The sequence below is a fragment of the Enterococcus sp. AAFC-DPL-5182 genome (assembly GCF_058216605.1).
In genome coordinates, this window is the sequence record NZ_CM177101.1 from 990676 (window position 1) to 1016797 (window position 26122).

A 26122-nucleotide genomic window follows, 5' to 3' on the forward strand; every position below is an offset into this window, starting at 1 on the left:
TAAAAACTGAGGTGAAGTCTGTTAGGCTTTTCATCTCAGTTTTATTTATTCATCAGGAAAATATTAATTATGAGGAATTCAATTAGACTGATTGTGACAGATAAAGTATAATAGACAAAAGGAATCAAAGTAAGTAAGGGGATTAGTAAAGTGCAAGGTATTTTTATAACGATCGAAGGACCAGATGGCGCAGGAAAAACAAGTGTATTGAATGAGTTATATCCAAGACTAGATCTGGCAGCAGAAAGAAGCATTATTAAAACAAGAGAACCTGGCGGTATTCCCATTGCTGAGAAAATTCGTCAAATTATCTTAGATCCGAGAAATCAGGAGATGGATGAGCGGACAGAAGCGTTGCTTTATGCAGCAGCTCGACGTCAGCATTTGATGGAAAAGGTTTTACCTGCATTAGAAGAAGGCAAAATCGTTTTATGTGACCGATTTGTAGACAGCTCATTAGCCTATCAAGGTGCTGGGCGACGTATTGGTGTTGAGGCAATTGCTGCAATCAACGAATTTGCAATTGAAGGGACGGTACCTGATTTTACGATTTATCTTGATGTAGATTCTGATACTGGATTAAATCGTATTAAAAACAATCGCCAACAACAAATCGACCGATTAGATTCAGAAGGGCTTGAGTTTCATCAACGAGTTCGTCATGAATATCTGAAATTGGTAGAAGAAAACCCAGAAAGAATCACGAAAATCGATGCCAGAATGAGTTTGGAAGATGTTGTAGAAGCAACCTTTCAAGCAATCGTAAAACGTTATCCAGAATATTTTAGAAACTAGGAAGGTGACCGAATATGAAAATTATTTTAGCAATTGTCCAAGATAAAGATAGTAACCGTTTAGCCAATGAATTTATTGATGCTAATATTCGTGCAACAAAACTTTCATCAACAGGCGGCTTTTTAAAAGCTGGAAATAGTACATTTATCGTTGGGATCGATGATGATCGTGTAGAAGAAGCTTTGGAATTGATCAAAAAAACATGTCAATCTCGTAAACAATATGTGTCAACTCCTGTAACACTAGATATTACGATGGATGGACAAGTGCCTTATCCTGTCGAGGTTGAGGTAGGAGGGGCAACAGTCTTTGTTCTTCCAGTAGAAGGGTTCCATCAATATTAAGATGAATGAAGCACAGGTTTTAAGTGAACAGCAGCCGCTGCTTTACCAGCAACTTCAAAAAAGTTTTGAGCATGGTCGTCTTGCCCATGCTTATCTTTTTGAAGGCGATACAGGAACTGGTAAAAAAGAGTTTGGTTCATGGATGGCAAAACACATTTTCTGTACAAATTTGACTGACAATAATCCCTGCAATCAGTGTAATAATTGCTTGCGGATCAATGAAAATGAACATCCAGATGTATTACAAATCGCACCAGATGGTCAAACAATCAAAGTCGATCAGATTAGAGCTTTGAAAGCAGAGTTTAGTAAAAGCGGCGTGGAAACAGCTCAGAAAGTCTTTTTGATCGAACAAGCCGATAAGATGAGTGTTGGTGCAGCAAATAGCTTGTTAAAATTTTTAGAAGAACCGGAAGGTAAAGTTTTAGCAATTTTAGAGACAACTTCTTTAGCCAAGATTTTACCGACGATTCAATCGCGTTGTCAGGTTCTTCATTTTCAACCTTTAGTTAAGGAAAAATTAGTTCATGCTTTGACAGAAACAGGAATCAATAAAAATACAGCAAATCTTTTGGCAGAGTTGACAAATAGTTTTGACAAAGCAGTTGAAATCTCTCAAGATGAATGGTTTAATGAAGCTAGGGAAATTACTCAACAGTGGTTTGATTACATGATAAAAGATGATTTACAGGCTTTTGTCTATGTTCAAAAAAGGCTGATTAAAGTCTTCAAAGAAAAAGATCAACAAGCGTTGAGTTTTGATTTATTACTTGCTTATTATCGTAAACAACTCACTGAAAGTGTGGCGCAAGAACAGCTTAAACGTGTAATAGAACAACAAGCACAGAGAGTTGAACTGATTTTAAAAGCGCGACAAAAGTGGGAAGCTAATGTTAGTTTTCAAAGTGTTTGCGAACAATTAGTATTACGTATGATTCACCCTAAAACATAAATAGGAGGATGAAAATGGTAGAAGTAGTAGGAGTTCGCTTCCGTGAAGCAGGTCATATCTATTATTTTGCTCCTGGAAAATCAGAGTATTTTTACAATGATAAAGTACTTGTGGAATCACAGCAATCTAAACAGCTTGCCACAGTTGCGATACCGAAAAAATCTATTGATCCGGAAGACTTACCCGAGGATTTAAAACCCATTTTAAATAAAGCATCAGAAACTGATTTAGAGAAAGAACAAAAAAATGTGGATGATGCAAAAGCTGCACTAAGTGTGGCCAAAGAGAAAATTCGAGCGCATGAATTAGAGATGAAATTGATTCGTGTTGAATATACATTTGACCGCAGCAAAATGGTTTTTTATTTTACAGCAGATGGTCGAATCGACTTCCGTGAGCTAGTTAAAGATTTAGCAGCAATTTTTCGTACAAGAATCGAATTACGCCAAATCGGTGTGAGAGATGAAGCGAAGATTTTAGGTGGAATCGGTCCTTGTGGCAGACAATTATGCTGTTCGACTTTTTTAGGTGATTTTATGCCAGTCTCGATCAAAATGGCAAAAGATCAAGGCTTATCATTAAATCCAGTAAAAATTTCTGGTTTATGCGGGCGCTTGATGTGTTGCTTGAAATACGAAAATGATGAATACGAAGCTGCGAAGAAAGAATTACCAGATTATGGTAAAGAAGTGATCACACCAGATGGCAAGGGGCGAGTAGTCGGGTTGAATTTATTGAGCCGTATCGTCAAAGTTCGTTTAGTTGGACGTGAAATTGCAGTAGAATATGATTATGAAGAAATCAAAGAAGCAACAGAAAAAGCTCAAGCCGAAAAAGGTGATCACAATGGATAAACGTTCTTTATATGATGGTCTGAGTTCTTTAGAGACGGATCTACAAGGAACTTTGGGACAATTATCAGAGATTAAAGAAGCACTTCATGAGTTAGTTGAAAAAAATACAACTCTTGAAATCGAAAATCAACGCTTACGTGAACATTTGCAGGAGTTGACTAAATTAGCTAGCGATCCAAATGATCCAGCTAAGCAGGAGCTTTCTAAATCTCGTATGAATTTGGAAAAGCTTTATGAAGAAGGATTTCATGTCTGCAATATTTTATATGGTTCACGTCGTGAAAATGATGAAGAATGTGCTTTTTGTTTAGATGTTATTTATGGAGAGAGATACAAATAAAGTTTAATCAAATTGAGAGGCTGTGACAAAATTTGTCTCAGCCTTTTTACAATAATCAATCTTAGCGTTTAGAAGGAGCCGTTATGCAAAAACAAAAAAGTTTTGATTCATCTAATGATGGAAAACTATATTTAGTGCCGACCCCAATCGGAAACTTGGAAGATATGAGCTTTCGTTGTATCAAGATTTTGAAAGAAGCAACGATCATTGCGAGTGAAGATACAAGAAATACACAAAAATTACTGAATCATTTTGAAATAACAACGCCTCAAATTAGTTTTCATGAACATAATTATAAGGAAAGAATACCACAATTTATCGAACGTTTAGAGGCTGGTGAGATAATTGCACAAGTGAGTGATGCTGGAATGCCGTCAATTAGTGACCCAGGTCATGAATTGGTTGAAGCCTGTATCGAAGTTGGAATCAAAGTGATTGCTTTGCCTGGTCCTACTGCGGGGCTGACAGCATTGATTGCTTCGGGTCTTGTTCCACAGCCGTTTACATTTTATGGTTTTTTACCTAGAAAGAAAAAAGAGCAAGTTGAGATTTTAGAACAGCTGAAGACTGCAATCCCGACCCAGATTTTTTATGAATCTCCTCATCGAATTACTGCGACTGTAAAGCATTTTTCAGAAATTTTTGGTGAAGATCGAAAGGCTGTGATTTGTCGTGAATTGACTAAGCTTCATGAAGAATATCTTAGAGGAACTTTGTCAGAATTAAGTGATTACTTGGCTGAAAACACGCTAAAAGGGGAGTGTTGTCTTTTAGTTGAGGGGGCAGATGGAACAGAATTAGTAGAAAATGCGGATTTAGAACTTCCTATCAAGGAACATATAGCAATATTGATGGATTCAGGTAGTTCTTCAAAAGAAGCAATCAAAGAAGTTGCAAAGCTTCGTGGGTTGAAAAAGCAAGCTGTTTATAAAGAATTTCATGTGGATTGATTAGTGAAAGATAAGCTGATGTTAAAAAGTCAGTTTATTTTTTTGCAATCGGTTTAGTCAATAACAGTCTACAAGGTAATGGAAACGTTCTATTGGTATAGATGTTATTTTTTATAACGTGAATTGTCAGAAAAATGAAATTATTTTACTGAATCAAGGTTTTTTTGTTAGGATAATTCAAAAAACGATGCTAAAATTACCGACAAAGCTAAAATGAAGGTTGGCTTTATTTTTGAATTGGAGGGATTTTATGAAAACAGGAAATATTGCATTTATTATGATTTGTTCTGCAATGGTCTTTTTGATGACACCAGCCTTAGCATTTTTTTACGGAGGGTTGGAGCGTAGAAAAAATATTCTTAACACAATGATGATGGTGATTTGTGTAATGGGATTAGCGTCAGTACTTTGGATCATTCTGGGTTATTCCATGTCCTTTAGTGGAGAAAATTTATTTGTTGGAAATTTTGATAAGCTATTTTTTAATCATGTTTCGATGACAACAGGAGAAACGATTCCAGAAGGATTGTTTGCTGGATTTCAAATGATGTTTGCGCTGATCACCACAGCAATCATTACAGGTGCTGTGGTTGGGCGGATGCGATTTTCTGCGATCTTTTTGTTCATAGCTATTTGGTCGATCGTTGTTTATTATCCGATGGCTCATATGGTGTGGGGCGGAGGTTTTTTAGATAAAATAGGCTCGATCGATTTTGCAGGTGGAAATGTCGTTCATATTAGTTCGGGGATTGCAGGTCTTGTATTGGCGATCGTTTTAGGACAACGTCGTGAATATCGACAAATAGAATACCGACCTCATAATATTCCTTTTGTGGTATTAGGCGCAGGCTTACTCTGGTTCGGCTGGTTTGGGTTTAATGCAGGATCTGCACTGGCGGCTGATGGATTGGCGATCCATGCAATGCTTACGACGAATACGGCTGCAGCAAGCGGGATGCTTTCTTGGATGCTGATTGAAAAGTTAGCGATTGGAAAACCCACAGTTGTTGGTGCTTGTACGGGGGCTGTCGTAGGATTAGTTGCGATCACACCGGGTGCAGGCTTTGTTTCTCTTTGGAGCTCCTTTGTTCTTGGGGCGTTAGTAAGCCCGTTTTGTTATTATTTTATTTCATTCGTTAAGCATAAATTTGGGTATGATGATGCACTAGATGCATTCGGTTGTCATGGTGTTGGTGGGATTTTTGGTGGGATCATGACTGGGATATTTGCAGATCCATCTGTGGGAGGAAAAACTGGACTGATCTATGGCGGAACTGAATTATTTGTAGCTCAAGTTGCTAGTATTGCTTTTACGATCGTATTTGCTGGAGCAGCTAGTTTTATTATAATCAAAGGAATTCAATTGTTTATGCCAATCCGCGTCTCAGCCAAAGAAGAAGCCTTGGGCTTGGACCGCATCGAACATGATGAAACGGCTTATCCAACATTTATGGGACTAGATTCTTAGGAGGAAGAGAGATGAAAAAAGTAGAGGCAATCATTCAGCAGGAAAAATTAGAAGAATTAAAAGTCAGAATGGACCACAGTTTTGAAGCACTAGGTATGACAGTAAGCCAAGTCTTAGGGTTTGGGAATCAAAAAGGTCTGAAAGAATATGTACGTGGTCAAGAAATCATCACGACATTGTTGCCTAAAGTAAAAGTCAGTTTTGTTGTTTTAGATGAAGAAGTAGAAGAAATTATTTCTTTGATTTTAGCTATTTGCCAAACTGGAGAAGTAGGAGACGGCAAAATATTTGTTTATCATGTTGAAGAAGCAATTCGAATCAGAACCGGTGAAAGAGGAGCAAATGCGATTTAAAGAGATGAAAAGAAGTAACCTAGCTAAACTTTAAAAGCTAGGTTACTTCTTTATTTTTTATAAATACAGTTACTCAAATGATGCAGCATCAATTTCTTTAATACGGTCAGACGCTTTGTCTTCAGATATTTTTGTGTACTTTTGAATGACAGTAAAACTTGGTTGTTCATTTGAAGACCCAAAAGCATATAGATAATCTTGTTCAACAAAATAATTAAAACTATTTTTCATAGTATCACTTTTATCAACAATAGTATCTGGATCAAAAGAAGAAATGTATTTATACGTATCATAAGTCAAACTATAAACACCATTTTTTTCGATATAGTGACCATTCACTTCAACTTTTTTTTCAATATTGCTGACAGCATACATTGAGAAGGTGTTGTCACTATTCATTAAAAGTAATTCAGTAGAGTCTTTTAGCGGCGCCGTATAATTAGCGGAGCTAGCTAGATCTTTCATAGCATCTGTTTCTGTGAAAACATCTGAACGATAATTACCGACGAGAAGCCAGTTATCTGTTGTTATTTTCTCCTCTACAGTTGTATTGCTAGTACTTTCTTTTGTCGTATCTTTCTTATCTGAACAAGCACTCAAAGATAAGAAGCAAATTAAACCCAAAGTAACGAATACCATTTTTTTCATATTGATTTCCCCCTAACAATAATTTTCAACCAACCCTTATGATAACGCATTAAGTATCGTTGATCAATGCAAAAAAGATAGCAATTGCAATAGAATGAATTTAGTTGTAAATGAACAAACGTTCGTATATAATGTTTATAAAATACTTGATTGTTGAAGGAGAAAAAATGATTGTTCATGATGTTTTATATGGTTCATATGAAGTTGAAGAAGTTCTAGCGACATTGATTTTATCAAAAGAGATGCAGCGTTTAAAGGATGTTCATATGGCAGGACCAGCATTTTTGATAAATTCGACTTGGAATGAAACGCGGTACGAACATTCTATCGGTGTTATGTTGTTAATCAGGAAGCTCGGTGGAACAGTAGAAGAACAGATCGCAGGCTTACTACATGATGTATCCCACACTGCATTTTCACATGTGATCGATATGGCGTTGTTGAATAAATCAGACGATTATCATGAGCAAATCAAAGCCCAATGGATTGAAGAATCAGCAATTCCAGGTTTATTAAAACAATATGGATTTGATTATCGTCAGATTTTATTTGATGATGAACAATGGGAATTATTAGAGCGAAAAGCGCCATTACTATGTTGTGATCGGATTGATTACACATTGCGAGAAGTTTATCGTTATTTTTCAGTTCCATTACAAGAAATTCAGTGTTTTTTGAAATCAATCAAAATCATTGAGAACCAAATTGTTTTAGAGTCGATTGATCAGGCCAATTGGTTTATAGAACAGTATCGAAAAATAGTAATCGATTTTTTTTATGATCCTCAAAATATTTGCAGCTATGAGTGGATGTCAAAAGCCATCCAAATTGGTCTAGCAAGTAAAGACATTACTCTGGCTGATTTGATGATGACAGATTCAGCATTTCTTAAGAAACTGAAATCAGCAGGTTCGACAGAAATTAGGCAATTACTGATGAAGATGGATCGACCGCCGAAATACAGTATCTGTTCTAGCGAGGAAGATTATGATATCCAGCAAAAGAAGAAAATCAGATTTGTCGACCCCCTGGTAAAATTGTCCGATGAAATCGTTTCAGTATCAACTGTTTCGAAAACTGCTAAAATAAAGATCAATAAAATGCTTGATGATAGCAAAAAGGGAATTTTTCTTAAAGTTGAGTAAGTCTCAAACGACACACCGCACATAGTTGAAAGGAGGAGGGGAATTATGATCAGTGAGTTACGCTTTCCCTTAAAGAAGGATACATCACGTAAGATTATTCATATTGATATGGATGCTTTTTTTGCTTCTGTAGAAGAGCGTGATCATCCTGAACTAGTGGGACATCCCTTAGTGATTGCTCGTCATCCTAGCGATACAGGTGGTAAAGGTGTTGTGACTACTGCAAATTATGAAGCGCGTAAATTTGGTATTCATTCTGCAATGAGTGCCCAGAAAGCTTATGAATTATGTCCCGATGCGATTTTTAAGCCAGGCAATTACGAAAAATATTCCGAAATTTCTCATCAGATAAGGGAAATTTTCCATCGTTATACAGATATAATAGAACCAGTTTCCATAGATGAAGCTTATTTGGATGTAACGACAAATAAAATAAACAGTAAATCAGCAATCAAGATCGCTAAATTGATACAATACGACATCTGGAATGAACTTCACTTAACTTGTTCAGCAGGTGTTAGTTATAACAAATTTTTGGCAAAATTAGGTTCTGATTTTCAAAAACCTAAGGGCTTAACTGTTGTGATGCCAGATGAAGCTGAAACATTTTTGAAAGCTTTACCTATCGAAAAATTTCACGGAGTAGGGAAAAAGACTGTACCAAAAATGCATGATTTAGGCATTTTTACTGGTGAAGACTTGTATAGTAAAGATGAGATGGAATTGATCCGTAATTTTGGTAAGATGGGCTATTCACTTTATCGAAAAGTACGAGGAATCCATGATTCTCCTGTAAATATAACAAGAGATCGTAAATCTGTGGGAAAAGAACATACATATGGCACGCCGCTGACAACAGAAGCACAAGTAACTGCTCAGCTACGCCAGTTGGCTGAACGCGTAGAAGAATCACTAGAACGAGTCCAAAAACACGGGAAAACAGTTGTTTTAAAAGTCCGATATGCAGATTATACAACTGTAACGAAACGTCAAACACTTCCAGAATATATTTCTAAAAAAGAGGAATTGTATTATCAAGCAAATTTGATATGGGAAGAAATTCTTGGTTTGGAACAAGGGATTCGATTGTTAGGGATTACATTGACGAACCTTGATCCAATGGCTTATGAGAATATGGTTTTACCTTTGTGGGAAAAACAAAAGCCTGAAGAAGGTGAAACATTAAAGAATTAAACGATAGAATTGAAACTAGTTGGTCTAAAAAAACAGCTTTAAATTTTAAGGATAAATTGGTACGCACACTATAATCTATTCATAAATAAGAAAGGAAAAAAGCCAATGAGCAAAACAATTATGTGGTTTCGTAAAGATCTTCGCTTAGACGACAACACCGCTTTTAATAAGATGATAGAAAATAGTGAAGATACGGATGAACTCATCTGCCTTTTTCAATTAAATCCATTACAATTTTTGGAAAAGAGTTACAATCAGGATGCTTTTTTCTCTAGTTTATTTACTTTTTATGAGCATGCTAACAAACAAAATATTGCGATTCATTTTTTATATGGAAATATAAAAGAAAATTTTACAGTCCTAAAAAAGACCTTTCAAGATTGGAATACAGTATATTTTAATCAAGATGAACGCGGTTTTGGCAGACAACGAGATCAAGAAATGACTGTTTTTTTTGAAGAGCATCAGATTCAAGTTTATTCTTATCAAGATAGCCATTTGCATGGTGTAGAGGAGATTAAAAAACCGACAGGTGAAAACTATAAAGTATTTACGCCCTATTTTCGTAAGTGGTTGACAATGCCTAAGCGACCGTATCAAAGAGCAACAAAGCTTAACAGATCTTTTGCAAAGCTTACACATCCATTATTTAGTGAAGGAGAAAATCAGTTTAAGCAAATCATTAAAAAAATAGACTTACCCTTTGACTATAAATGTGGTGAGGCTGTGGCTAAGGAGTATTTAACAGAATTCATAAAACATCATCTACATAATTATCAAAAAGGACGAGATTACCCTTTTTCAGACCAAACAAGTAAATTATCAAGATTTTTGAGAACGGGTGAATTATCAATTCGTAAAGTATGGTATGCGCTAAATGCTGAACCTGATTCGGATGGTCGGCAGACATTTATTTCAGAACTTTGCTGGCGTGATTTTTATAATATGATTTATTTTGAAAATCCTAAACAAAAAACGCAAGAAATCAAAGAACAGTATCGACAATTACAATGGAGTTATAACCAACCATTCTTTGAGAGATGGAAAAATGGACAAACTGGTTACCCAATTGTTGATGCTGGTATGAGACAACTTAATCAAACGGGATGGATGCATAATCGTTTGCGAATGATCGTCGCTTCTTTTTTGACAAAAGATTTAATGATCGATTGGCGGATGGGGGAGAAATATTTCCAGCAAAAATTGATTGATTATGATGCAGCAAGTAACATTGGCGGATGGCAATGGGCAGCATCTACAGGAACAGACGCCGTACCTTATTTTAGAATTTTTAATCCTACGACACAAGGTGAAAAATTTGATCCTTATGGAGATTTTATTCGTCAGTTTATTCCGGAATTGAAAAATGTACCAAATAAATATATTCATGAACCCAATAAGATGCCAGTCGACATTCAAAAATCTTCTGGGGTTTCTCTAGGTGACGATTATCCGACTCCTATTGTCGATCATAGTAAAATTCGTTCAGAAATTCTTGCTTTTTTTAAAGAAAGTTCCATTTAGACAAGAATAGAGCAAGACAACACTCGTTTTTTAGTGTTGTCTTGCTCTATTTTTTAATAATAAAGTAGATATTCTGCTTCGTTCACATAAAAACTTGATTCCAGAAAAAGTAAAGCTGATTAAGAAACTTGATCACTGGTTCTTGCATCATTTCTTAATCAGCATTACATTGATTTTAAATCAACGTTCCTTTTTTTATTTGTTCATACGCTTGTTCGGCATCGTGGCATTTGTCCCAAATCACAGCTTTGCCACAGGCTAGAGATTTTTTGACATCAAGAATTCGTTGATTACTGCTACCTCTGAATTGGAGATTTAAATTTCTTTTTGATAATTCAAATCGTCCATCCACGAGAATATCGATTTTATTTAGCAGTTCCAGCTTGTCTTTAGATTCTAATAATAACTCTTCAAATGTGTAGCCAGACCATGACCAGATATCCTTTTTAGAGCCAAATTCCTTATGAACTCGATCTACAACGGTCAAACAAACGGCTGTATTCAAAAAGGGTTCTCCGCCTAATAAAGTCAGTCCCTGAACATAATCATGAGATAGATCTTCGATGATTTTATCTTCTAATTCTTTGGTAAAGGGTTTACCGTAACGGAAATTTTGAACTGCTTGGTTAAAGCAACCTTCACAAGCAAATAAACAGCCACTAACGTATAAGCTATTTCGTACGCCTTCACCATCTACAAAGTTAAAGGCTTTATAATCACCAATATAATTTTGACTAAGCTCATCTGCTAACCATTCTTGTGGTTTAGGATTTCTCAATTTTAGTCATCCTTTCAACTAAAAACGATGCCTGCAAGGTGCTGCATTGAGCATCGTTTTCTCGATTCTGTCTCCTGTTTACATGTTACTTCATATGTTTTACACGTGACGAAATTTCTTTGTGTCGACCATGAACCATGGGTCTTGCTTGTGGATTGCCAAGATAGCCACAGGTACGTTTGACAACATCACATGATTTAGGATCGTGATTGCCGCATTGTGGACATTCAAAACCGCGTTCGGTTGGATTGAAATCTCCTTCAAAGTTACATTCATAACAATGATCGATTGGTGTATTGGTTCCTAGATAACCAACCCGATCATAGGCATAATCCCAAACGGATTCTAATGCTTTCGGGTTTTGTTGTAAAACTGGGTATTCGCAGTAATGGATGAAACCACCAGAGCAATATTGTGGATAATCTTTTTCGAAATCTAGCTTTTCAAACGGTGTTGGATTTTTACGTACATCATAGTGAAAACTATTTGTATAATATTCTTTATCTGTGATATTTTCAATCACACCAAATTTTTCAGTATCTAAGCGACAGAAGCGATCCGTTAAACTTTCGCTTGGAGTTGAATAAACGCTAAAGTGATAACCGTAATCATTGCCCCATTTATCTGCATGTGCTTTTAAATCTTTCAAAATTGAGATCGTAAAGTCTTTGGCTTTTGGATCGGACTCCCATTCGCCGCCATAAAAAGCAGAAGCGACTTCATATAAGCCGATGTATCCTAACGAAATAGTCGCACGTTTATTTTTAAATAATTCGTTTACAGAGTCTTTTCTAGCTAAACGTTTACCAAATGCTCCATACATATAGAGAATCGGTGCGTTGGCAGGTGTTGCTTCTTTACAGCGTTCAACTCGGTAAACTAACGCATCTTTCATAATTTCTAAGCGTTCAGCAAGAAGTGTCCAGAACTTATCCACATCACCATGAGCTTCCATAGCAATTCTAGGGAGATTTAGAGTAACAACGCCTAAGTTCATACGACCAACATTGATTTCTTCTCCTTGTTCGTCTTTCCATCCTTGTAAGAAAGAACGACATCCCATTGGTACTTTAAAGCTTCCCGTTAAATCAACTAATTTATCATAATTTAAAATATCTGGATACATTCTTTTTGTCGCACATTCCAATGCAAGTTGTTTTACATCGTAGTTTGGATCAGTTTCATTTAAGTTTACACCGCGTTTTAAAGTAAAAATCAATTTAGGAAAAATCGCCGTTCTTTTTTCACTACCTAAACCATTGATTCTAATTTGTAAAATCGCTCGTTGAATCTCACGTTCAAACCAGCTTAATCCTAATCCGAAACCTAATGAAGTGAATGGTGTTTGTCCATTAGATGTGAACAATGTATTGATTTCGTATTCTAAGCTTTGCATAGCGTCATAAATATCTTTTTGTGTTTTTGCTTTGGCATATTCTTCTTGGCGCGCAGAACCATCGATCCATTCTCTGGCATCATCTAAATGTTTTTGATAATTTAATTCAGCAAATGGAGCTAATAATTCATCCACACGGTTAGCAGAACAACCACCATATTGACTAGAAGCTACGTTTGCTATGATTTGAGAAATTTGGGCTGTAGCCGTTTGAATCGACTTAGGTGATTCGACTTCAGCATTGCCGATCTTGAATCCATTATTTAGCATCCCTTTAAAATCAATCAAACAGCAGTTTGTCATTGGGGTATATGGATGATAATCTAAATCATGATAATGGATGTCGCCTTTTTGGTGTGCATTTGCAACATGAGGAGGCAGCATTTTCAAACCAATTGATTTACCTACAATGCCGGCAGTCAAATCACGTTGTGTATTAAAAACATCACTATCTTTATTCGCATTCTCATTTACCACAGACTGGTCTTTGTTGATCAATTTACTAATTGTGAAATTGATGTCAGTGGCTTTACTACGCTCAAAATCACGACGTGTGCGATAGTTGATGTATTCTTCTGCCAGTTCATATTCATTTTTCGTAAGTAATATATGTTCGACGATATTTTGAATTTCATAAATTTTGACATTATCTGAGAAGCGATCTGAAATTTCTTGATCAATTCGTTCGACGATTTCTTGGATGCGCTCATGAGCAAGTGGATCCAAAGAACCTCGGATTTTTTGTTCAGCTTTGATCAAGGCATCATAAATTTTTTGATCATCAAAATCAACCAACCGTCCATCTCTTTTGACGATTTTCATCGTGCTCAAGGTGGAATTAGTAGAACTCACTTCATTATTAGCTTGCTTTATCTCCATCATTTGCTACCCATCTCCTCATAGATTTATTCCTTCCTTATCATAAAACAATTCATTGAATCTTTCAACTATATATAGTGTGAAATTTAATTTATATTCCTGTGTAGTAACTACATATAGTGTTTATGAGAAATGAAAATAAAGTGAAAACAACTCCCTAAAAGGTTTGTGGAAATTGTCACAACATTTAACTTAGAAAAATAAGTTATTACTAAAAAAATTTTTATTATTACTTAATTGTAAGAGGAAACGATGTTCAGTTGCACTAAATATTGGTAGAATAAGGACAATGAATAAACTGGAGCGAAATCTATGAAAAAAATTTTAGAAGTGAATCATTTAAGTAAATTGTATGGCTACCGAAGTAATCGAGTACAAGTTTTAAATAATATTTCCTTTTCTGTTGAACAAGGCGAATTTGTTGGTATCATGGGTCCAAGTGGGGCGGGGAAGTCAACATTATTGAGTACAATATCAACCATCGCACTACCAACAACTGGGAGTGTCCAAATCGATGGTCAAGATATTTTGAAAATGCGAGATAATCAAATCAGTGATTTTCGCCGAAAAAAATTAGGGTTTATTTTTCAAAACTTTAATTTAATGGATACACTGACTGTCAAAGATAATATCTTGCTGCCTTTAGCTGTAGATCGGATACCGTTGGTTGAGATGGAGCAGCGTTTAAGCCATGTTACAAGCGTTTTGGGAATCGATCAATTGTTGAGCGCTTATCCAAATATGATTTCAGTTGGTCAAAAACAACGTGTAGCCGCAGCACGAGCATTGATCACCAAACCTAAGATCATTTTTGCAGATGAACCTACTGGATCGTTAGATTCAAAATCAGCGGCTGAGTTGCTTCAATATATGACCAATATGAACTTACAAGATGATGCAACAATCATGATGGTCACCCATGATCCTTATACTGCGAGTTATTGTAATCGTATTTTATTTATCAAAGATGGTGTGATTTTTTCAGAAGTCGTTCGTCAAGGCTCAAGAAAGGAATTCTTTAACCGAGTGATCGATATGCAGGCAACGATTGGCGGAGGTGGGCGTGCCAATGATTTTTAACTTGTCTTGGAAAAATTTTAAAGGTCAATTTCTCAACTACTTAGTTTATTTTGTCAGTATGACTTTTGCGGTAGTTGTTTACTACTGTTTTAGTGCGATCACCTACAACAGAACATTAGCTAATAGAGTTGGGCAAGAGGTTCATATCAATGGTGCGATGAATTTGGGTGGCATTTTGGTCGTGATCATGATTTTAGGTTTTATGTTTGCAGCAAATCATTTCTTCTTATTAAAAAGGGGAAAAGAAATTGGTCTGTATCATTTAATTGGTATGCGAAAAGGACAGATATCTTTTTTGTTTTTTGTGGAAACACTGATCTTAGGGGCATTATCGTTAGTTACGGGGATTCTTTTGGGCATTGTTTTTTCTAAATTGTTTTCTATGATTTTAGCAAAAGCAATGTTTTTACAAGTAGAAAGTCTGTTTTTTGTTTCGATTCCATCTATGATCCAAACAAGTCTAGCATTTCTTTTTATGTTGTTAATGGTTTCACTACGAAGCAGTTGGTTAGTATATCGCTATCAAGTGACAAATTTGTTTAAGCCAATTGAGAAAAGTATGGAGAATTCAAAGAAACTACCTATATTGAAGATTTTTTTAGGTATTCTAGGCATTCTATTTATTTTCACAGGGTACTTTTTATCGTATAATGTTATTCGTTTCGGCACTATTTTAATGCATACGAGATTTGGTTTTGCTGGTTTTTTCATTGCGCCACTGGTAATTATGGTTATTTGTATCGTAGGAACATATTTATTTTTTAAATACACGATGTATCTGATTGCCTTTTTATTTGGTAAGAGTAAATTCAATTATTATCGAAATTTAAATATGCTGGCAGTGGGAAATACAAAGCTTCATATAAAAAGAGGTGGAAATACATTATCTGCGGTGACAGTTTTTATTGCGATTGCTTTAGGAATGATCGGTGGTGCAGCTTCTGTCTATACAATCGGTATGAATTCAGTAAATGTAACGACACCAACCGATTTTATGGTAGCTGAGAATGATTTAAAAAAAGTCACGCAAATAATCGAAAAGGAACCGGATACAACAATCGATTCTCTAGTCACATTAAATTATAAGTTGACGGGTAGTCAATTTCATCTTAAAATTGGACAGGAAGAAAATCAAAATACAGTAAGTCCAATAAACCTATTGTCACTTTCAAATTATCAGGAATTTCAAAGAATAAACCCTTATTTAAAAGATATTGAATTGAAAAATGATCAAGATATCGTTGTTTTAGATAGTATTCAAAATATTTTAAGTGGATTTATTCGTTATGGCTCTACTTTCAATTTACCTGATGGAATAAAACTCCATGTATCTGAGATAAGGCCGGATTACTTAGGTCAAGAATTAATGAGATATAGTTTTACAACAGTCGTTGTATCAGACGAACAGTTTGAAGCAGTAAATTCAGGGATAACATATAAACTAATGGCTTTTAACATTAATGCAAAAGATGAAGAAGTACTTGCAAATAGGTTATCTGAGACCGTAAAACCTAAATGGGAGACTCCTGTTTATTACAAGTATCAGTGGAGGAACAATCAATTGAAGGGTTATACCGACAAAACTAGCCGGGAGCCTGAGAAAAAAAATGACCATGAATTTTCTGAGGATGATGAACAGGAATATTGGCAGTTAAACTACACTAGTCGTTTTTCGGATTTGAGATATCAGCGAAGAGTTATGGGGTTATTCATTTATGTAGCCATGTTTTTGGGCATCCTAGCATTGATTATCACGGGTAGTATTTTGATGCTGCAACAATTTTCAGAGGCTGAGCGAGAAAAAGAAAGTTATGATTTATTAAAGAAGATTGGTATTCCTAAGAAGGAAATCACCAAACTTGTTTATCAGCAAAATAGTATCATCTTTTTTCCGCCTATGATCATTGGTGTTTTACATGCCTCTTTTGCAATTTATGTGTTTAGTAAATATATATCAAGTTCTGGTTATTGGTTGGCCTATCTTTCTTGTGGTCTGTTGATTTTGGTTTATCTTGCTTATTATTTCTTAACTTCTGCGATTTATTCGCGTATCATCCACAGAAGAGATCAATAATTGCTTAATTTTTTGTTAAGTGATTGAATACATCTTTCAATCAAAAAAATGATTTTAAAAAATAGTTTTTCTTGTATTTTTTTACTATAAAAGGGGTGGAACAATCTTTTTCATTTTTTGTCCCGCCTTTTTTTATGCAGAAGTGACAAAATTGTTAGTGGAAAAAAATTTTTTATTTACGAATTAAGTTTCTTTTCCACGCGCTTTTGATTACAATAGCAGTACGAAAATGTGAATAACTGTAATTTTGGAGGCATAAATTAAAATGAAACAATTTTTTGACAAACCTAATGTACAGTATTGGGGGAAAATCATTGGAAAAACAGTTTTTTATTTTGGAATACTGTTAATGTTGATTTATTTATATCATTATAAAAATATTGATGGCGGCTCATTTATTTATAATGAGTTTTAGGGAGGAACTATTTCATGACGATTTTAAATATTATTGAAGCAATCGATCGTTGGGGGATAAAGGAGCCAAACCGTCCCGTTTATATTGAAAGCAATCGAACATATACTTATGGAGAGTTGAAGAAAGACTCTGACGCAATTGCTGCTTATTTGCAGAAAAACATAGAACCCTCTCGACCAATCGTTGTTTATGGAGAGTTAGAGTTTGAGATGTTGGCTTGTTTTTTAGGTGCCTCAAAAGCTGGACATGCTTATATACCAATTGAAGCACATACTCCGAAAGAAAGAGTTGAAATGATTTTAGCTGTAGCGGATCCAGCAATGATTTTTTCTGTTAAAGAATGGAATGGACTTGAAACAAATGCTGAAATAGTTTCATTAGAAAAAATTCAGGATATTTGTACGAAGGCTTTGAGTTCAGACTTGTCCTTTGAACCAGTTGTTGAATCAGAAACGTACTATATTATTTTTACCTCAGGCACTACTGGTGTACCTAAAGGTGTTCAAATAAGTCATACAAATCTTTTAAGTTTTGTTAATTGGGAATTGACGGATTTTGGGATCACAGAAGGCATGCGCTTTTTATCTCAAGCCCCATACTCATTTGATTTATCAGTTATGGATGTTTACCCGGCCTTGACTTCTGGTGGTTCTTTAACACCAATGCGCAAGGATGTAATCAATGACTTTAAAACATTATTTACAGTGCTGCCAAGTCTAGAAATAGAAGTTTGGGTTTCAACGCCATCATTTATGGATATTTGTTTGATGGAACCGACATTTGATGGAGAACATGTTGATAGTTTGAAGATTTTTCTATTTTGCGGAGAAGAGCTACCTAAAGCTACAGCGCAGAAATTATTGGAAAGATTCCCAAAAGCACGTATTTTTAATACCTATGGACCAACAGAGGCGACTGTAGCTATTTCTGGTGTAGAAATCACACAAGAGCTTTTAGATGAATATAGCCGCGTTCCAATTGGGTATGTTAAAGAGGACACCAATGTTTATATCATGAACGAAGAATTGGAACTTCAAGAAGATGAAGTTGGTGAAATCGTGATTGCAGGTCCTAGTGTTTCTAAAGGATACCTGCACAATCCTGAAAAAACAGCAGATGCCTTTTTTGAGTATAAAGGACAACCTGCTTATCGTACAGGTGATGCTGGAAAATTAAAAAATGGTATGCTGATTTATGATGGACGAATGGATTTTCAGATAAAACTTCATGGTTACCGAATAGAGCTTGAAGACATCGATCATCATTTAGCGAGTGTTTCTTATGTAAAACAGGCAGCCGTTGTTCCAAAATACCAAAATCATAAGGTTCAGCAACTTGTCGCTTTTGTAGTCGCGCACCCTCATGATTTTGAAAAAGAATTTAAATTAACAAAAGCAATCAAAGAAGAGTTAAGCTCGTCAGTGATGGATTATATGATTCCTCAAAAATTCATTTATGTGGATCAATTGCCCCTGACAGCCAATGGAAAGATCGACCGTAAAGGGTTGATGAATGAGGTGAATGCAACGTGATCGACTTTCCTCATATGATTCCTTATGCGAATCCAATTTACTTTATTTATTTACTAATTGCACTTACGCCAATGATCCTCACACTATTGATCAAAGGAAAGCGTTGGTCGTGGTATCAGGTTTTAGTTACAGTCTTATTCTTGTATATGAGTTTTGGTGGTGAAGACTGGAAACAAGGTGTAGCATTGATCGTTTATGTTATCTGGCAGACGATTTTAGTTTGGTTCTATTTTCATTATCGTCAAAAGAAAAATACAAGTATAATTTTTTACTTAGCTGTATTTTTGGCCATTTTACCGTTGGTTTTAGTCAAGGTTGTGCCATTTGTTTCAGGACACGCCTCATTGTTAGGATTTCTAGGAATCTCGTATTTAACTTTCAAATCTGTACAAATCATTATGGAAATGCGTGATGGTTCGATCAAAGAATACAATATATTCCGTTATATTGAATTTCTGTTGTTCTTTCCAACGATTTCATCTGGACCGATCGATCGTTATCGCCGTTTTGAAAAAGATGTTGAAAATCCGCCCACACCTGAAAAATATGTTGATTTTTTAGGAAAAGGAATTCATAATTTTTTCCTAGGATTCTTATATAAATTTATTATTGGGTATTATTTTGGACAAGTGTTGATGCCGGTTGTGGCTAAGATGGCTGTTAAAACAGGTGGTTTTTCTTGGGAATTAGTTGCATATATGTATATTTATAGTATGTATTTATTCTTTGATTTTGCTGGTTATAGTTTATTTGCAGTAGGAACTAGCTATTTAATGGGATATGATACACCGATCAACTTTAATAAACCTTTCTTGAGCTGGAATATCAAAGAGTTCTGGAATCGTTGGCATATGACACTATCGTTTTGGTTTCGGGATTATGTTTATATGCGTTTGATGTTTACTTTGATCAAGAAAAAAGTATTTAAGAGTAGAATCGTAGCTTCAAACGTTGGCTATTTTGCCTTGTTCTTATTGATGGGCGTTTGGCATGGATTAACATGGTATTATCTAGCTTACGGATTTTATCATGCAGCATTGATTTGTTTGACAGATGCTTGGTTGCGTTTCAAGAAAAAACATAAAGAGCAAATCCCATCAAATAAATTCACACATGCTTTTGCGATTTTCTTAACTTTTAATGCAGTTTGCTTTAGTTTCTTGATTTTTTCAGGATTTTTGGATACATTATTCTTTAAATAAAAAATAACATACAGCGAAAAACTGTACGAATAGAGGAGAACTACACATGAACATAGAAGAAACAGTTTTAGATATTTTAGAAGAAATTGCTGGGACAGATGAAGTGAAAGAAAATAGAGATGTCGATTTATTTGAAGAAGGCTTGATGGATTCACTAGCAACTGTTCAGCTACTAGTTGAAATCGATGGACAATTAGGTGTACAAGTACCAGTTTCAGAATTTGACCGCGATTTATGGAACACACCAAATAAAGTTATCGAACAAGTGAAAGCATTACAATAATGAGCATGAAGAAAAAACTCTTTGGGATTTTTGGACCAATCTTGATTTCAGCGGTTCTACTAGTCATTTTTTTCTTTGCACCCTTTAAAATGGATATGGATAGCAAAAATGTTTTAGCAGATGCGTCCACTTCTATGGCAACTAATGTGCTTAGAGGAAATGCCATTAAAAATAAAGCAATTGGTTCTAAGGAATACATTCCATTTTTTGGTTCTTCTGAGCTGAGTCGAATCAGTCCGTTTCATCCTTCGGTTTTAGCAGAAAAATACGATCGAAACTATCGTCCCTTCTTATTAGGAGCGCCGGGTACACAGTCCTTAACACAGGCTTTAATGATGCAATCTATGGGAGAAAATCTTTCTCATAAAAAGGTGGTCTTTATTATTTCACCGCAGTGGTTTGTGAAAGATGGCGTAACGAATGATTATTTCAATGCCTACTATTCTGAGTTGCAGACTTATCAGTGGGTTAGTGATTTAAAGCAGGTAACAGCAGACGATGTTTATCTAGCGAAACGTTTAATGGACTTTCCAAAAGTAAAAGAAGATAAGCGATTAGACCATGCTTTAAAAGATATTATCTCCGGACAATTACCGAGTGAATCAGATAAGCAGTACATTGATTTGATGATCAATATGTTTTCTCGAGAAGATGAACTATTTAGTAAAATTGGGATGGTAAGCAAAGAAAAAGCAATTGAAAAAGCAAAAAAACCTTTACCAAATCTTTATAATGTGAATAAATTAGATCAACTTGCAGCTGAAATAGGGCAGAAAGCGACTAGTAATAATTCATTTGAGATTTCTAATCAATTTTATGAAAAACGCCTGAAAAAGAAACTAAATCGTTTAGAGAACTCACAAAAACAATTGGATTATCGTTTTTCACCGGAATTTTCTGATTTACAGTTAGTACTAAGTCAATTGGCACAAGACAATGCAGAAGTATTGTTTATTATTCCGCCAGTGAATAAGCATTGGTCAGATTTTACAGGACTTTCCCAAGAGATGTTGCAAGAATTCGCCAAAAAGGTCAAGTATCAATTAACCAGTCAAGGATTTACCAATATTGCAGATTTTACTAAAGATTGTGATACTCAATATTTTATGGCTGATACGATTCATTTAGGCTGGAGAGGTTGGCTTGCTGCTGATCAACGAATTAAGCCATTTCTTGAAAAAGGTTCATCCAAAAAAATAACTTATAAACTCGATCCATCATTCTATTCAAAAGAGTGGCAACAGAAAGAACCTACTAATATAAAATAATAAAAAAACATAACTGTTTTAAGCAGTTATGTTTTTTTATTTCTATTTAAATTAAAATATTTTGTGATTTTAACTATAAATATTTAAAATTTATGGTAAGATAATGATAGTTATATTTTTTTTATTAAATAGAGGAGAGGGCACAAATGAAAAAACAGAAATTTTGGATAATAATGGTATTGATTTTTATGATTGCAAACTGTTTGATTCCTGTTGTTAGTCTTGCTGAAACTTTGGTACCAGAAGAAACTTCTGAAACTTCGATGAATAATCCAACAAGTGAGACATTGAACAATGGAGCTTCATCAGAAAGCACAGCTCCAAGTGAAGTTTCAACAGATGCTACAACGGAAAATTCGACTGAATCGAAAGAAATATCTGAAAGCATAGATGTACCAGGAGAATCAGTAGAAAGCTCATCTGCTGAGGCTCGGATGGAGCCAAGCCAAGCAAAAGTAAAACAAACTGAGAATCTAATCACAAATGTTACCTTGACGGATTCAAAAGGAGCAGAATTCAACACTACGACGAATCGACCTCAAAGACAGGCACCATTGAAGTTAACCTTACAAGTTGGGGCCGAAAATCAAACAATCCAAGCTGGAACATATGAGTATCAATTGCCAGCAGATATTGCGATTTCAAACAACATATCCGGAAAATTAGCAACAGTCGGAAACTGGACTATCGACACAACCGGAAAACTTACCATCGTTTTTAATGAAACAGTAGTTAATGGAAAATATCAAATCGATATTGAAACAAGCTTTATTCCATATAGCGATGATAGTGACTTACTTAAAACGATTGTTTTTCCATTAGCGAACAACCAGGCAAAACAATACGATATTTTATTTAAACTTTCAGGTGAAGGAAGCATTACTCTGAATAAAAATAAAAAATTTAATACAGATATAGTATCAACAGAAATAAAAACCAATATTAATCGAGAAACTATCCAGCCAAATCAAAAAATAGTGGTCAAAAACATGATCAATAAAAACGGTTCGAGTCAGATAGAAGATGCGTCTTCTTATATCGATATCAAGAATGTGAAAGTCTTTGAACAAGACGTTTCAATGGGGGGCAAGTTGATTGGCGAACCTGTTTTGTTAGGGAGTGGCGAGTATACACTTCAACAAAACGATGCAAATTTGGAAGTTACCTTAAATAAAGAAACAAATAAAGCGGTAATCCTGACGTATGAATCAGTTATTGAAGAAAATTCGATCGTGAATGAAGAGCTATATTATCTGAGAACTCAGGCTACTATTTATGGAACAGCTCTTACAAACTATGTATATTTCCAATATAATCACAATCCTCATATAACCAAAAAAGGTGAGTACAATGTCAAAACAAATACAATCGTTTGGACAATCGATTATAATTTGGACAATACAGAGCTAACACAAGGAAGCAAGTTTACAGACATCATCAAGGATGAAGTTGCTAATGATTTAATTTTTTCAAATCTAAAAATTTATTTTTTATATGTTTATGGCACCAATTCAATCAGCCAAGGTGGTTTTGTTTCATCAAATCTTTGGGATACAAGTGGTTTTGGTCAATATACAACGGATTACACGTATAACAATAACCCAAGCACACCTTCAACTCAGGCATATCGGTTTGTCTATGAAACAGCGGTTCAAAATCCTAGCCCCCGTGTGATTGAAAATGAAGCTTCAGATACGTTAGGAAGTGACACTGCAAAAATCAATCTAGCCCCATCAAACATTTCTAAAATACTAGAAGAAGATTCTCTAGATATGACGGATGGTACAGTAGACTGGTCGATCATTGTTAACAATAAACATTGGGGAATGCAGTTCAATAAAATGATTGATGAGTTTGGCGAGCGAGTAAAAGAGCTAGTGGATGGTTCAGCTGATTTTTACTATTATGCTAAAGGGGACGATAAAACAAAGCACCCATTAGTTGCAGGACAAGATTACACAATCCAGAAAACGAGTTCTGGTTTTACAGTGGACATGTTGGGTGTTCACAGTGGTGTTACAACGAATAAATATGTTTTGACATATACAAGCAAATTTGACAATACAGATGTTAAAGTAGGCGACGAACTAAGTAATAAGGTCTCTCTGGCAGGTAATGGAAATATTCCGATGGAAGCTTCAGCGACATTTAATATTCCTAACTTTTTAGTTGGGGGCGGTAAGAAAAATGTTACGTATGCGAATACGGCTGGATTATTTACTTGGACGATTGGGATCAATGAAGAGCGTCATAAATATAAAAATCTTATTTTAGATGATGAAATAGAATCGATTCAAAAATTAGATAAGGACTCGATCGAGATTCTCGAACTAGACAAGATTGTCAATGAAGATGGTAAAGAAGTTGTTCTGACAGGAGCAGCAATCCAACCAGGAGATCCCCGTTATCCAACTGTTATGGAAATCAAAGACAATCACATTCATTTAGAATTTTCAGCTATTGGCAACAAAAAAGTAGCAATTCGATATAAAACAGCACCAGCTACAGCGCCTGTTTCCGATTACTATACTAAATTTACGAATATCGCTAAAATCAGTGATGAAAAAGACTACCAACACGAGCTTAAAGCAGAAGAAACAGTCGCTTTGGGGATCAATACTTATAAGTATGGAAGAATTTCGCTAGCGGATAACAAACTTGCTAATTGGCATATTCAAACGAATACTATGCCGGAAAACCGTCCGTATAAAAATTTAGTTTTAGAAGATAGCTTCACACTAAGTGATTTATCGAAAGCTGAAAATACTAACTTTGTGATAGGGAATGATGCGTTTGTTGTTAGAGATTTAGTCACTAATAAGGTTCTCAGCTTAGGTGAAGACTATGAAATTACCTTCACTTACGATCCGAATCAAAGTGCGGCAGGCGCACTTTTGAAAAATTATGAGACGAATTATTTTAAAATCACCTTTAAAAAAGAAACTCGAGGAGTTTCTGTCGATTATCAAACAGTTACGACAAAATCAGCAAATGTACTTAATACAGCTGTGTTTTCAAATGATAATGCAATCAAAACAGATTGGGCAACAGTAAATCATACGGTCACAAGTGGTTCTGGTTCTGGAAAAGGTGTCGGTCAGATTCCATTGAAAAAAGTTGATGCACGTACACAAGAACCTTTAAAAGGAGCCGTTTTTGAACTTTTTGATAAAGAAAGCAATCAATCATTAGGACTAAAGGTAACGTCTGATCAAGAAGGGAATGCTACCTTTAAATCAGTGGCCGAAGGTGAGTATTTAATCAAAGAAATTACAGCGCCAGATGGGTATAAATTATCTGACGAGTATCAAAAAGGTGTACTTTTATCAACAAAATCTGATGAGGATATTGATGATCCAACTTATATAACTGTTGTTGAAAACCAACCAATCATCACAACAGGAACTCTAGAGTTGAAAAAAGAAGATCCAAAAGGTGATGCGTTACCAGATGCTAAGTTCATTTTATCTCATAGTAATCCAGAAAAAAAATACTACCAGATAGATGAACAAGGACAGTCTAGTTGGACGGAGGATCAAAAATTAGCTCACATATTCAATTCAAATGAACAAGGCTTGATTACAGTTTCTGACCTGTCAGAGGGTGAATATGCCTTTACAGAAGTAGAAGCACCTAGCGGCTACGAATTAGATAAAGAACCAGTTGCATTAGCATTGACGAAAGAGTTGATCGAATCAGAAACAGCGGTCACAGGAACCAAAGTCAACCAACTACTAACTGGAACGGTCCGTGTGAAAAAAATCGATCAAGAAACGAAGCAAGTTCTGAGCGGGGCTGAATTTACGCTGGTTTCTAAAAATGATCCAACAAGGCAACTCAAATTGACAACAGATGAGAATGGTATCGCTGAGGTTGACAAAATCTCTCAAGGTACGTATACACTCACTGAAACAAAAGCGCCAGTTGGTTATCATCTGAAAGATTATAAGGAAGACATCACGATCGATCCTGAGCACCTAAATCATGATTTAACTATAGAAAACGAGCATATAACAGGAGAAATTCTATTCCAACATGTAGATACAAAAGGAAATAAAATTGATGATGATGATGTATTAACAGGAAAAGTTGGCACAAAACAAACAGTTAAACCAAAAGAAATTGCTGGCTTCCGTTTTAAAGAAGTACAAAAAGCAACGCCTCAATTAAGGAATAAGATGGATCAGTTAGCCGGAATAGATGAAGTGATGTTTACAGAAGCACCACAAAAAATAATCTATGTATACGAAAAAGAATCAGTTCCACCTATCGTTGATCCGCAAGTACCAAAAGAAAAAACTACAACGCAAGCAAACAAAAATAAGTTACCGAACACAACGACACTTGCTAAGAAAAAGTTACCGAGAACTAATGAACATGTCGAAAACTGGTATGTTTTATTAGGGAATAGTTTGATTGTCAGCCTACTGGGGTATTATGTTATTTATTACTTTAGAAAAAAAGAAATAGACAACAATTAATTTCATGTAGATGGCAAAGAAAGTGATAGAAAGTGCCTATTTTTAGGGGTACTTCTATCACTTTTCATTTTATATTTTTAATATACAGTTGATTTTTCAAGAGTGCTAATAAGTGATATAATACGATTAGCGAGAATTGAGTAGCATTAGACATTGCTTCGATCTCA

22 protein-coding genes are annotated in these 26122 nt (G+C 35.3%); 19 read left to right on the forward strand and 3 right to left on the reverse strand.

All coding sequences use genetic code 11. The annotated features are described in order from the left end of the window. Positions 1–150: 150 nt before the first annotated feature. The 8 genes from tmk to AC4BB7_RS04615 all read left to right on the forward strand — a co-directional run bounded on the left by tmk (position 151) and on the right by AC4BB7_RS04615 (position 6056). A complete protein-coding gene (gene tmk, locus AC4BB7_RS04580; RefSeq protein WP_069645447.1) occupies positions 151–795 on the forward strand; it encodes a dTMP kinase in 645 nt (214 codons plus the stop codon). Between the two features lie 14 nt (positions 796–809). Further along, positions 810–1139, forward strand: coding sequence for a cyclic di-AMP receptor DarA (darA, locus tag AC4BB7_RS04585; RefSeq protein ID WP_010760520.1), 330 nt, complete (start codon positions 810–812; stop codon positions 1137–1139). A gap of 1 nt (position 1140) precedes the next feature. Next, on the forward strand, positions 1141–2091 hold the full coding sequence (gene holB / locus AC4BB7_RS04590; RefSeq protein WP_086312033.1) for a DNA polymerase III subunit delta': 951 nt from the start codon (positions 1141–1143) through the stop codon (positions 2089–2091). Between the two features lie 14 nt (positions 2092–2105). Beyond that, complete coding sequence (locus tag AC4BB7_RS04595) at positions 2106–2945, forward strand: PSP1 domain-containing protein (protein ID WP_086312034.1); 840 nt, start codon at positions 2106–2108, stop codon at positions 2943–2945. Next, positions 2938–3285: a DNA replication initiation control protein YabA gene (locus AC4BB7_RS04600; RefSeq protein ID WP_010773302.1), complete on the forward strand. Its 348-nt coding sequence runs from the start codon at positions 2938–2940 to the stop codon at positions 3283–3285. The genes AC4BB7_RS04595 and AC4BB7_RS04600 overlap by 8 nt, the downstream gene beginning before the upstream one ends. 83 nt (positions 3286–3368) lie before the next feature. Next, entirely contained in the window at positions 3369–4235 is an 867-nt protein-coding gene (gene rsmI, locus AC4BB7_RS04605) for a 16S rRNA (cytidine(1402)-2'-O)-methyltransferase (RefSeq protein ID WP_490484564.1), read from the forward strand. Between the two features lie 250 nt (positions 4236–4485). Then, on the forward strand, positions 4486–5703 hold the full coding sequence (locus AC4BB7_RS04610; protein ID WP_490484565.1) for an ammonium transporter: 1218 nt from the start codon (positions 4486–4488) through the stop codon (positions 5701–5703). 11 nt (positions 5704–5714) lie between these two features. Then, a complete protein-coding gene (locus AC4BB7_RS04615; RefSeq protein WP_086312037.1) occupies positions 5715–6056 on the forward strand; it encodes a P-II family nitrogen regulator in 342 nt (113 codons plus the stop codon). A gap of 69 nt (positions 6057–6125) precedes the next feature. On the opposite strand, the gene AC4BB7_RS04620 is transcribed toward AC4BB7_RS04615, so the two are convergent. Then, positions 6126–6704 (reverse strand): hypothetical protein, encoded by a 579-nt coding sequence (locus AC4BB7_RS04620; protein WP_490484566.1) that lies wholly within the window; start codon positions 6702–6704, stop codon positions 6126–6128. A 167-nt stretch (positions 6705–6871) separates the two neighbouring features. Here AC4BB7_RS04620 and AC4BB7_RS04625 point away from each other — a divergent pair, with 167 nt between their 5' ends. The 3 genes from AC4BB7_RS04625 (at position 6872) to AC4BB7_RS04635 (ending at position 10567) form a co-directional block, all read left to right on the forward strand. Continuing rightward, on the forward strand, positions 6872–7849 hold the full coding sequence (locus tag AC4BB7_RS04625; protein ID WP_490484567.1) for an HD domain-containing protein: 978 nt from the start codon (positions 6872–6874) through the stop codon (positions 7847–7849). Between the two features lie 45 nt (positions 7850–7894). Continuing rightward, positions 7895–9043, forward strand: coding sequence for a DNA polymerase IV (gene dinB, locus AC4BB7_RS04630; RefSeq protein WP_086312040.1), 1149 nt, complete (start codon positions 7895–7897; stop codon positions 9041–9043). A 105-nt stretch (positions 9044–9148) separates the two neighbouring features. After that, complete coding sequence (locus tag AC4BB7_RS04635; protein ID WP_490484568.1) at positions 9149–10567, forward strand: cryptochrome/photolyase family protein; 1419 nt, start codon at positions 9149–9151, stop codon at positions 10565–10567. A 175-nt stretch (positions 10568–10742) separates the two neighbouring features. Here AC4BB7_RS04635 and nrdG read toward each other — a convergent pair whose 3' ends face one another. Both nrdG and nrdD read right to left on the reverse strand, forming a co-directional pair. Continuing rightward, a complete protein-coding gene (gene nrdG, locus AC4BB7_RS04640) occupies positions 10743–11345 on the reverse strand; it encodes an anaerobic ribonucleoside-triphosphate reductase activating protein (protein ID WP_490484569.1) in 603 nt (200 codons plus the stop codon). 85 nt (positions 11346–11430) lie between these two features. Beyond that, positions 11431–13623: an anaerobic ribonucleoside-triphosphate reductase gene (gene nrdD, locus AC4BB7_RS04645; RefSeq protein ID WP_490484570.1), complete on the reverse strand. Its 2193-nt coding sequence runs from the start codon at positions 13621–13623 to the stop codon at positions 11431–11433. 309 nt (positions 13624–13932) lie between these two features. On the opposite strand from nrdD, the gene AC4BB7_RS04650 reads away from it, so the two are divergent. From AC4BB7_RS04650 to AC4BB7_RS04685, 8 genes are all read left to right on the forward strand, one after another. After that, positions 13933–14700 (forward strand): ABC transporter ATP-binding protein, encoded by a 768-nt coding sequence (locus AC4BB7_RS04650; RefSeq protein ID WP_490484571.1) that lies wholly within the window; start codon positions 13933–13935, stop codon positions 14698–14700. Next, a complete protein-coding gene (locus tag AC4BB7_RS04655) occupies positions 14690–16774 on the forward strand; it encodes an ABC transporter permease (protein ID WP_490484572.1) in 2085 nt (694 codons plus the stop codon). Before AC4BB7_RS04650 ends, AC4BB7_RS04655 begins: the two co-directional genes overlap by 11 nt. Before the next feature lie 265 nt (positions 16775–17039). After that, the gene (locus tag AC4BB7_RS04660) at positions 17040–17189 is read left to right on the forward strand and encodes a teichoic acid D-Ala incorporation-associated protein DltX (protein WP_086312046.1); all 150 of its coding nucleotides are present in this window, start codon (positions 17040–17042) and stop codon (positions 17187–17189) included. 14 nt (positions 17190–17203) lie between these two features. Further along, positions 17204–18721: a D-alanine--poly(phosphoribitol) ligase subunit DltA gene (dltA, locus tag AC4BB7_RS04665; RefSeq protein ID WP_490484573.1), complete on the forward strand. Its 1518-nt coding sequence runs from the start codon at positions 17204–17206 to the stop codon at positions 18719–18721. Then, positions 18718–19923, forward strand: coding sequence for a D-alanyl-lipoteichoic acid biosynthesis protein DltB (gene dltB / locus AC4BB7_RS04670; protein WP_283936092.1), 1206 nt, complete (start codon positions 18718–18720; stop codon positions 19921–19923). The genes dltA and dltB overlap by 4 nt, the downstream gene beginning before the upstream one ends. 46 nt (positions 19924–19969) lie before the next feature. Beyond that, positions 19970–20206, forward strand: a complete 237-nt coding sequence (gene dltC / locus AC4BB7_RS04675; protein WP_010760538.1) for a D-alanine--poly(phosphoribitol) ligase subunit DltC — start codon at positions 19970–19972, stop codon at positions 20204–20206. After that, a complete protein-coding gene (dltD, locus tag AC4BB7_RS04680) occupies positions 20206–21474 on the forward strand; it encodes a D-alanyl-lipoteichoic acid biosynthesis protein DltD (protein ID WP_490484574.1) in 1269 nt (422 codons plus the stop codon). Before dltC ends, dltD begins: the two co-directional genes overlap by 1 nt. Positions 21475–21620: 146 nt before the next feature. Beyond that, the gene (locus tag AC4BB7_RS04685; protein WP_490484575.1) at positions 21621–25955 is read left to right on the forward strand and encodes a SpaA isopeptide-forming pilin-related protein; all 4335 of its coding nucleotides are present in this window, start codon (positions 21621–21623) and stop codon (positions 25953–25955) included. The last annotated feature ends 167 nt before the right edge of the window (positions 25956–26122 follow it).

What these genes read in the sequence shown, in the direction of transcription:
- rsmI (WP_490484564.1), top strand. Translation starts at nt 3,369, where the DNA reads ATGCAAAAACAAAAAAGTTTTGATTCATCTAATGATGGAAAACTATAT.
- AC4BB7_RS04595 (WP_086312034.1), top strand. Translation starts at nt 2,106, where the DNA reads ATGGTAGAAGTAGTAGGAGTTCGCTTCCGTGAAGCAGGTCATATCTAT.
- AC4BB7_RS04620 (WP_490484566.1), bottom strand. Translation starts at nt 6,704, where the DNA reads ATGAAAAAAATGGTATTCGTTACTTTGGGTTTAATTTGCTTCTTATCT.
- holB (WP_086312033.1), top strand. Translation starts at nt 1,141, where the DNA reads ATGAATGAAGCACAGGTTTTAAGTGAACAGCAGCCGCTGCTTTACCAG.
- AC4BB7_RS04615 (WP_086312037.1), top strand. Translation starts at nt 5,715, where the DNA reads ATGAAAAAAGTAGAGGCAATCATTCAGCAGGAAAAATTAGAAGAATTA.
- dltA (WP_490484573.1), top strand. Translation starts at nt 17,204, where the DNA reads ATGACGATTTTAAATATTATTGAAGCAATCGATCGTTGGGGGATAAAG.
- AC4BB7_RS04600 (WP_010773302.1), top strand. Translation starts at nt 2,938, where the DNA reads ATGGATAAACGTTCTTTATATGATGGTCTGAGTTCTTTAGAGACGGAT.
- AC4BB7_RS04625 (WP_490484567.1), top strand. Translation starts at nt 6,872, where the DNA reads ATGATTGTTCATGATGTTTTATATGGTTCATATGAAGTTGAAGAAGTT.
- AC4BB7_RS04660 (WP_086312046.1), top strand. Translation starts at nt 17,040, where the DNA reads ATGAAACAATTTTTTGACAAACCTAATGTACAGTATTGGGGGAAAATC.
- nrdD (WP_490484570.1), bottom strand. Translation starts at nt 13,623, where the DNA reads ATGATGGAGATAAAGCAAGCTAATAATGAAGTGAGTTCTACTAATTCC.
- AC4BB7_RS04635 (WP_490484568.1), top strand. Translation starts at nt 9,149, where the DNA reads ATGAGCAAAACAATTATGTGGTTTCGTAAAGATCTTCGCTTAGACGAC.
- AC4BB7_RS04685 (WP_490484575.1), top strand. Translation starts at nt 21,621, where the DNA reads ATGAAAAAACAGAAATTTTGGATAATAATGGTATTGATTTTTATGATT.
- dltC (WP_010760538.1), top strand. Translation starts at nt 19,970, where the DNA reads ATGAACATAGAAGAAACAGTTTTAGATATTTTAGAAGAAATTGCTGGG.
- AC4BB7_RS04650 (WP_490484571.1), top strand. Translation starts at nt 13,933, where the DNA reads ATGAAAAAAATTTTAGAAGTGAATCATTTAAGTAAATTGTATGGCTAC.
- darA (WP_010760520.1), top strand. Translation starts at nt 810, where the DNA reads ATGAAAATTATTTTAGCAATTGTCCAAGATAAAGATAGTAACCGTTTA.
- dltD (WP_490484574.1), top strand. Translation starts at nt 20,206, where the DNA reads ATGAGCATGAAGAAAAAACTCTTTGGGATTTTTGGACCAATCTTGATT.
- dinB (WP_086312040.1), top strand. Translation starts at nt 7,895, where the DNA reads ATGATCAGTGAGTTACGCTTTCCCTTAAAGAAGGATACATCACGTAAG.
- AC4BB7_RS04610 (WP_490484565.1), top strand. Translation starts at nt 4,486, where the DNA reads ATGAAAACAGGAAATATTGCATTTATTATGATTTGTTCTGCAATGGTC.
- AC4BB7_RS04655 (WP_490484572.1), top strand. Translation starts at nt 14,690, where the DNA reads ATGATTTTTAACTTGTCTTGGAAAAATTTTAAAGGTCAATTTCTCAAC.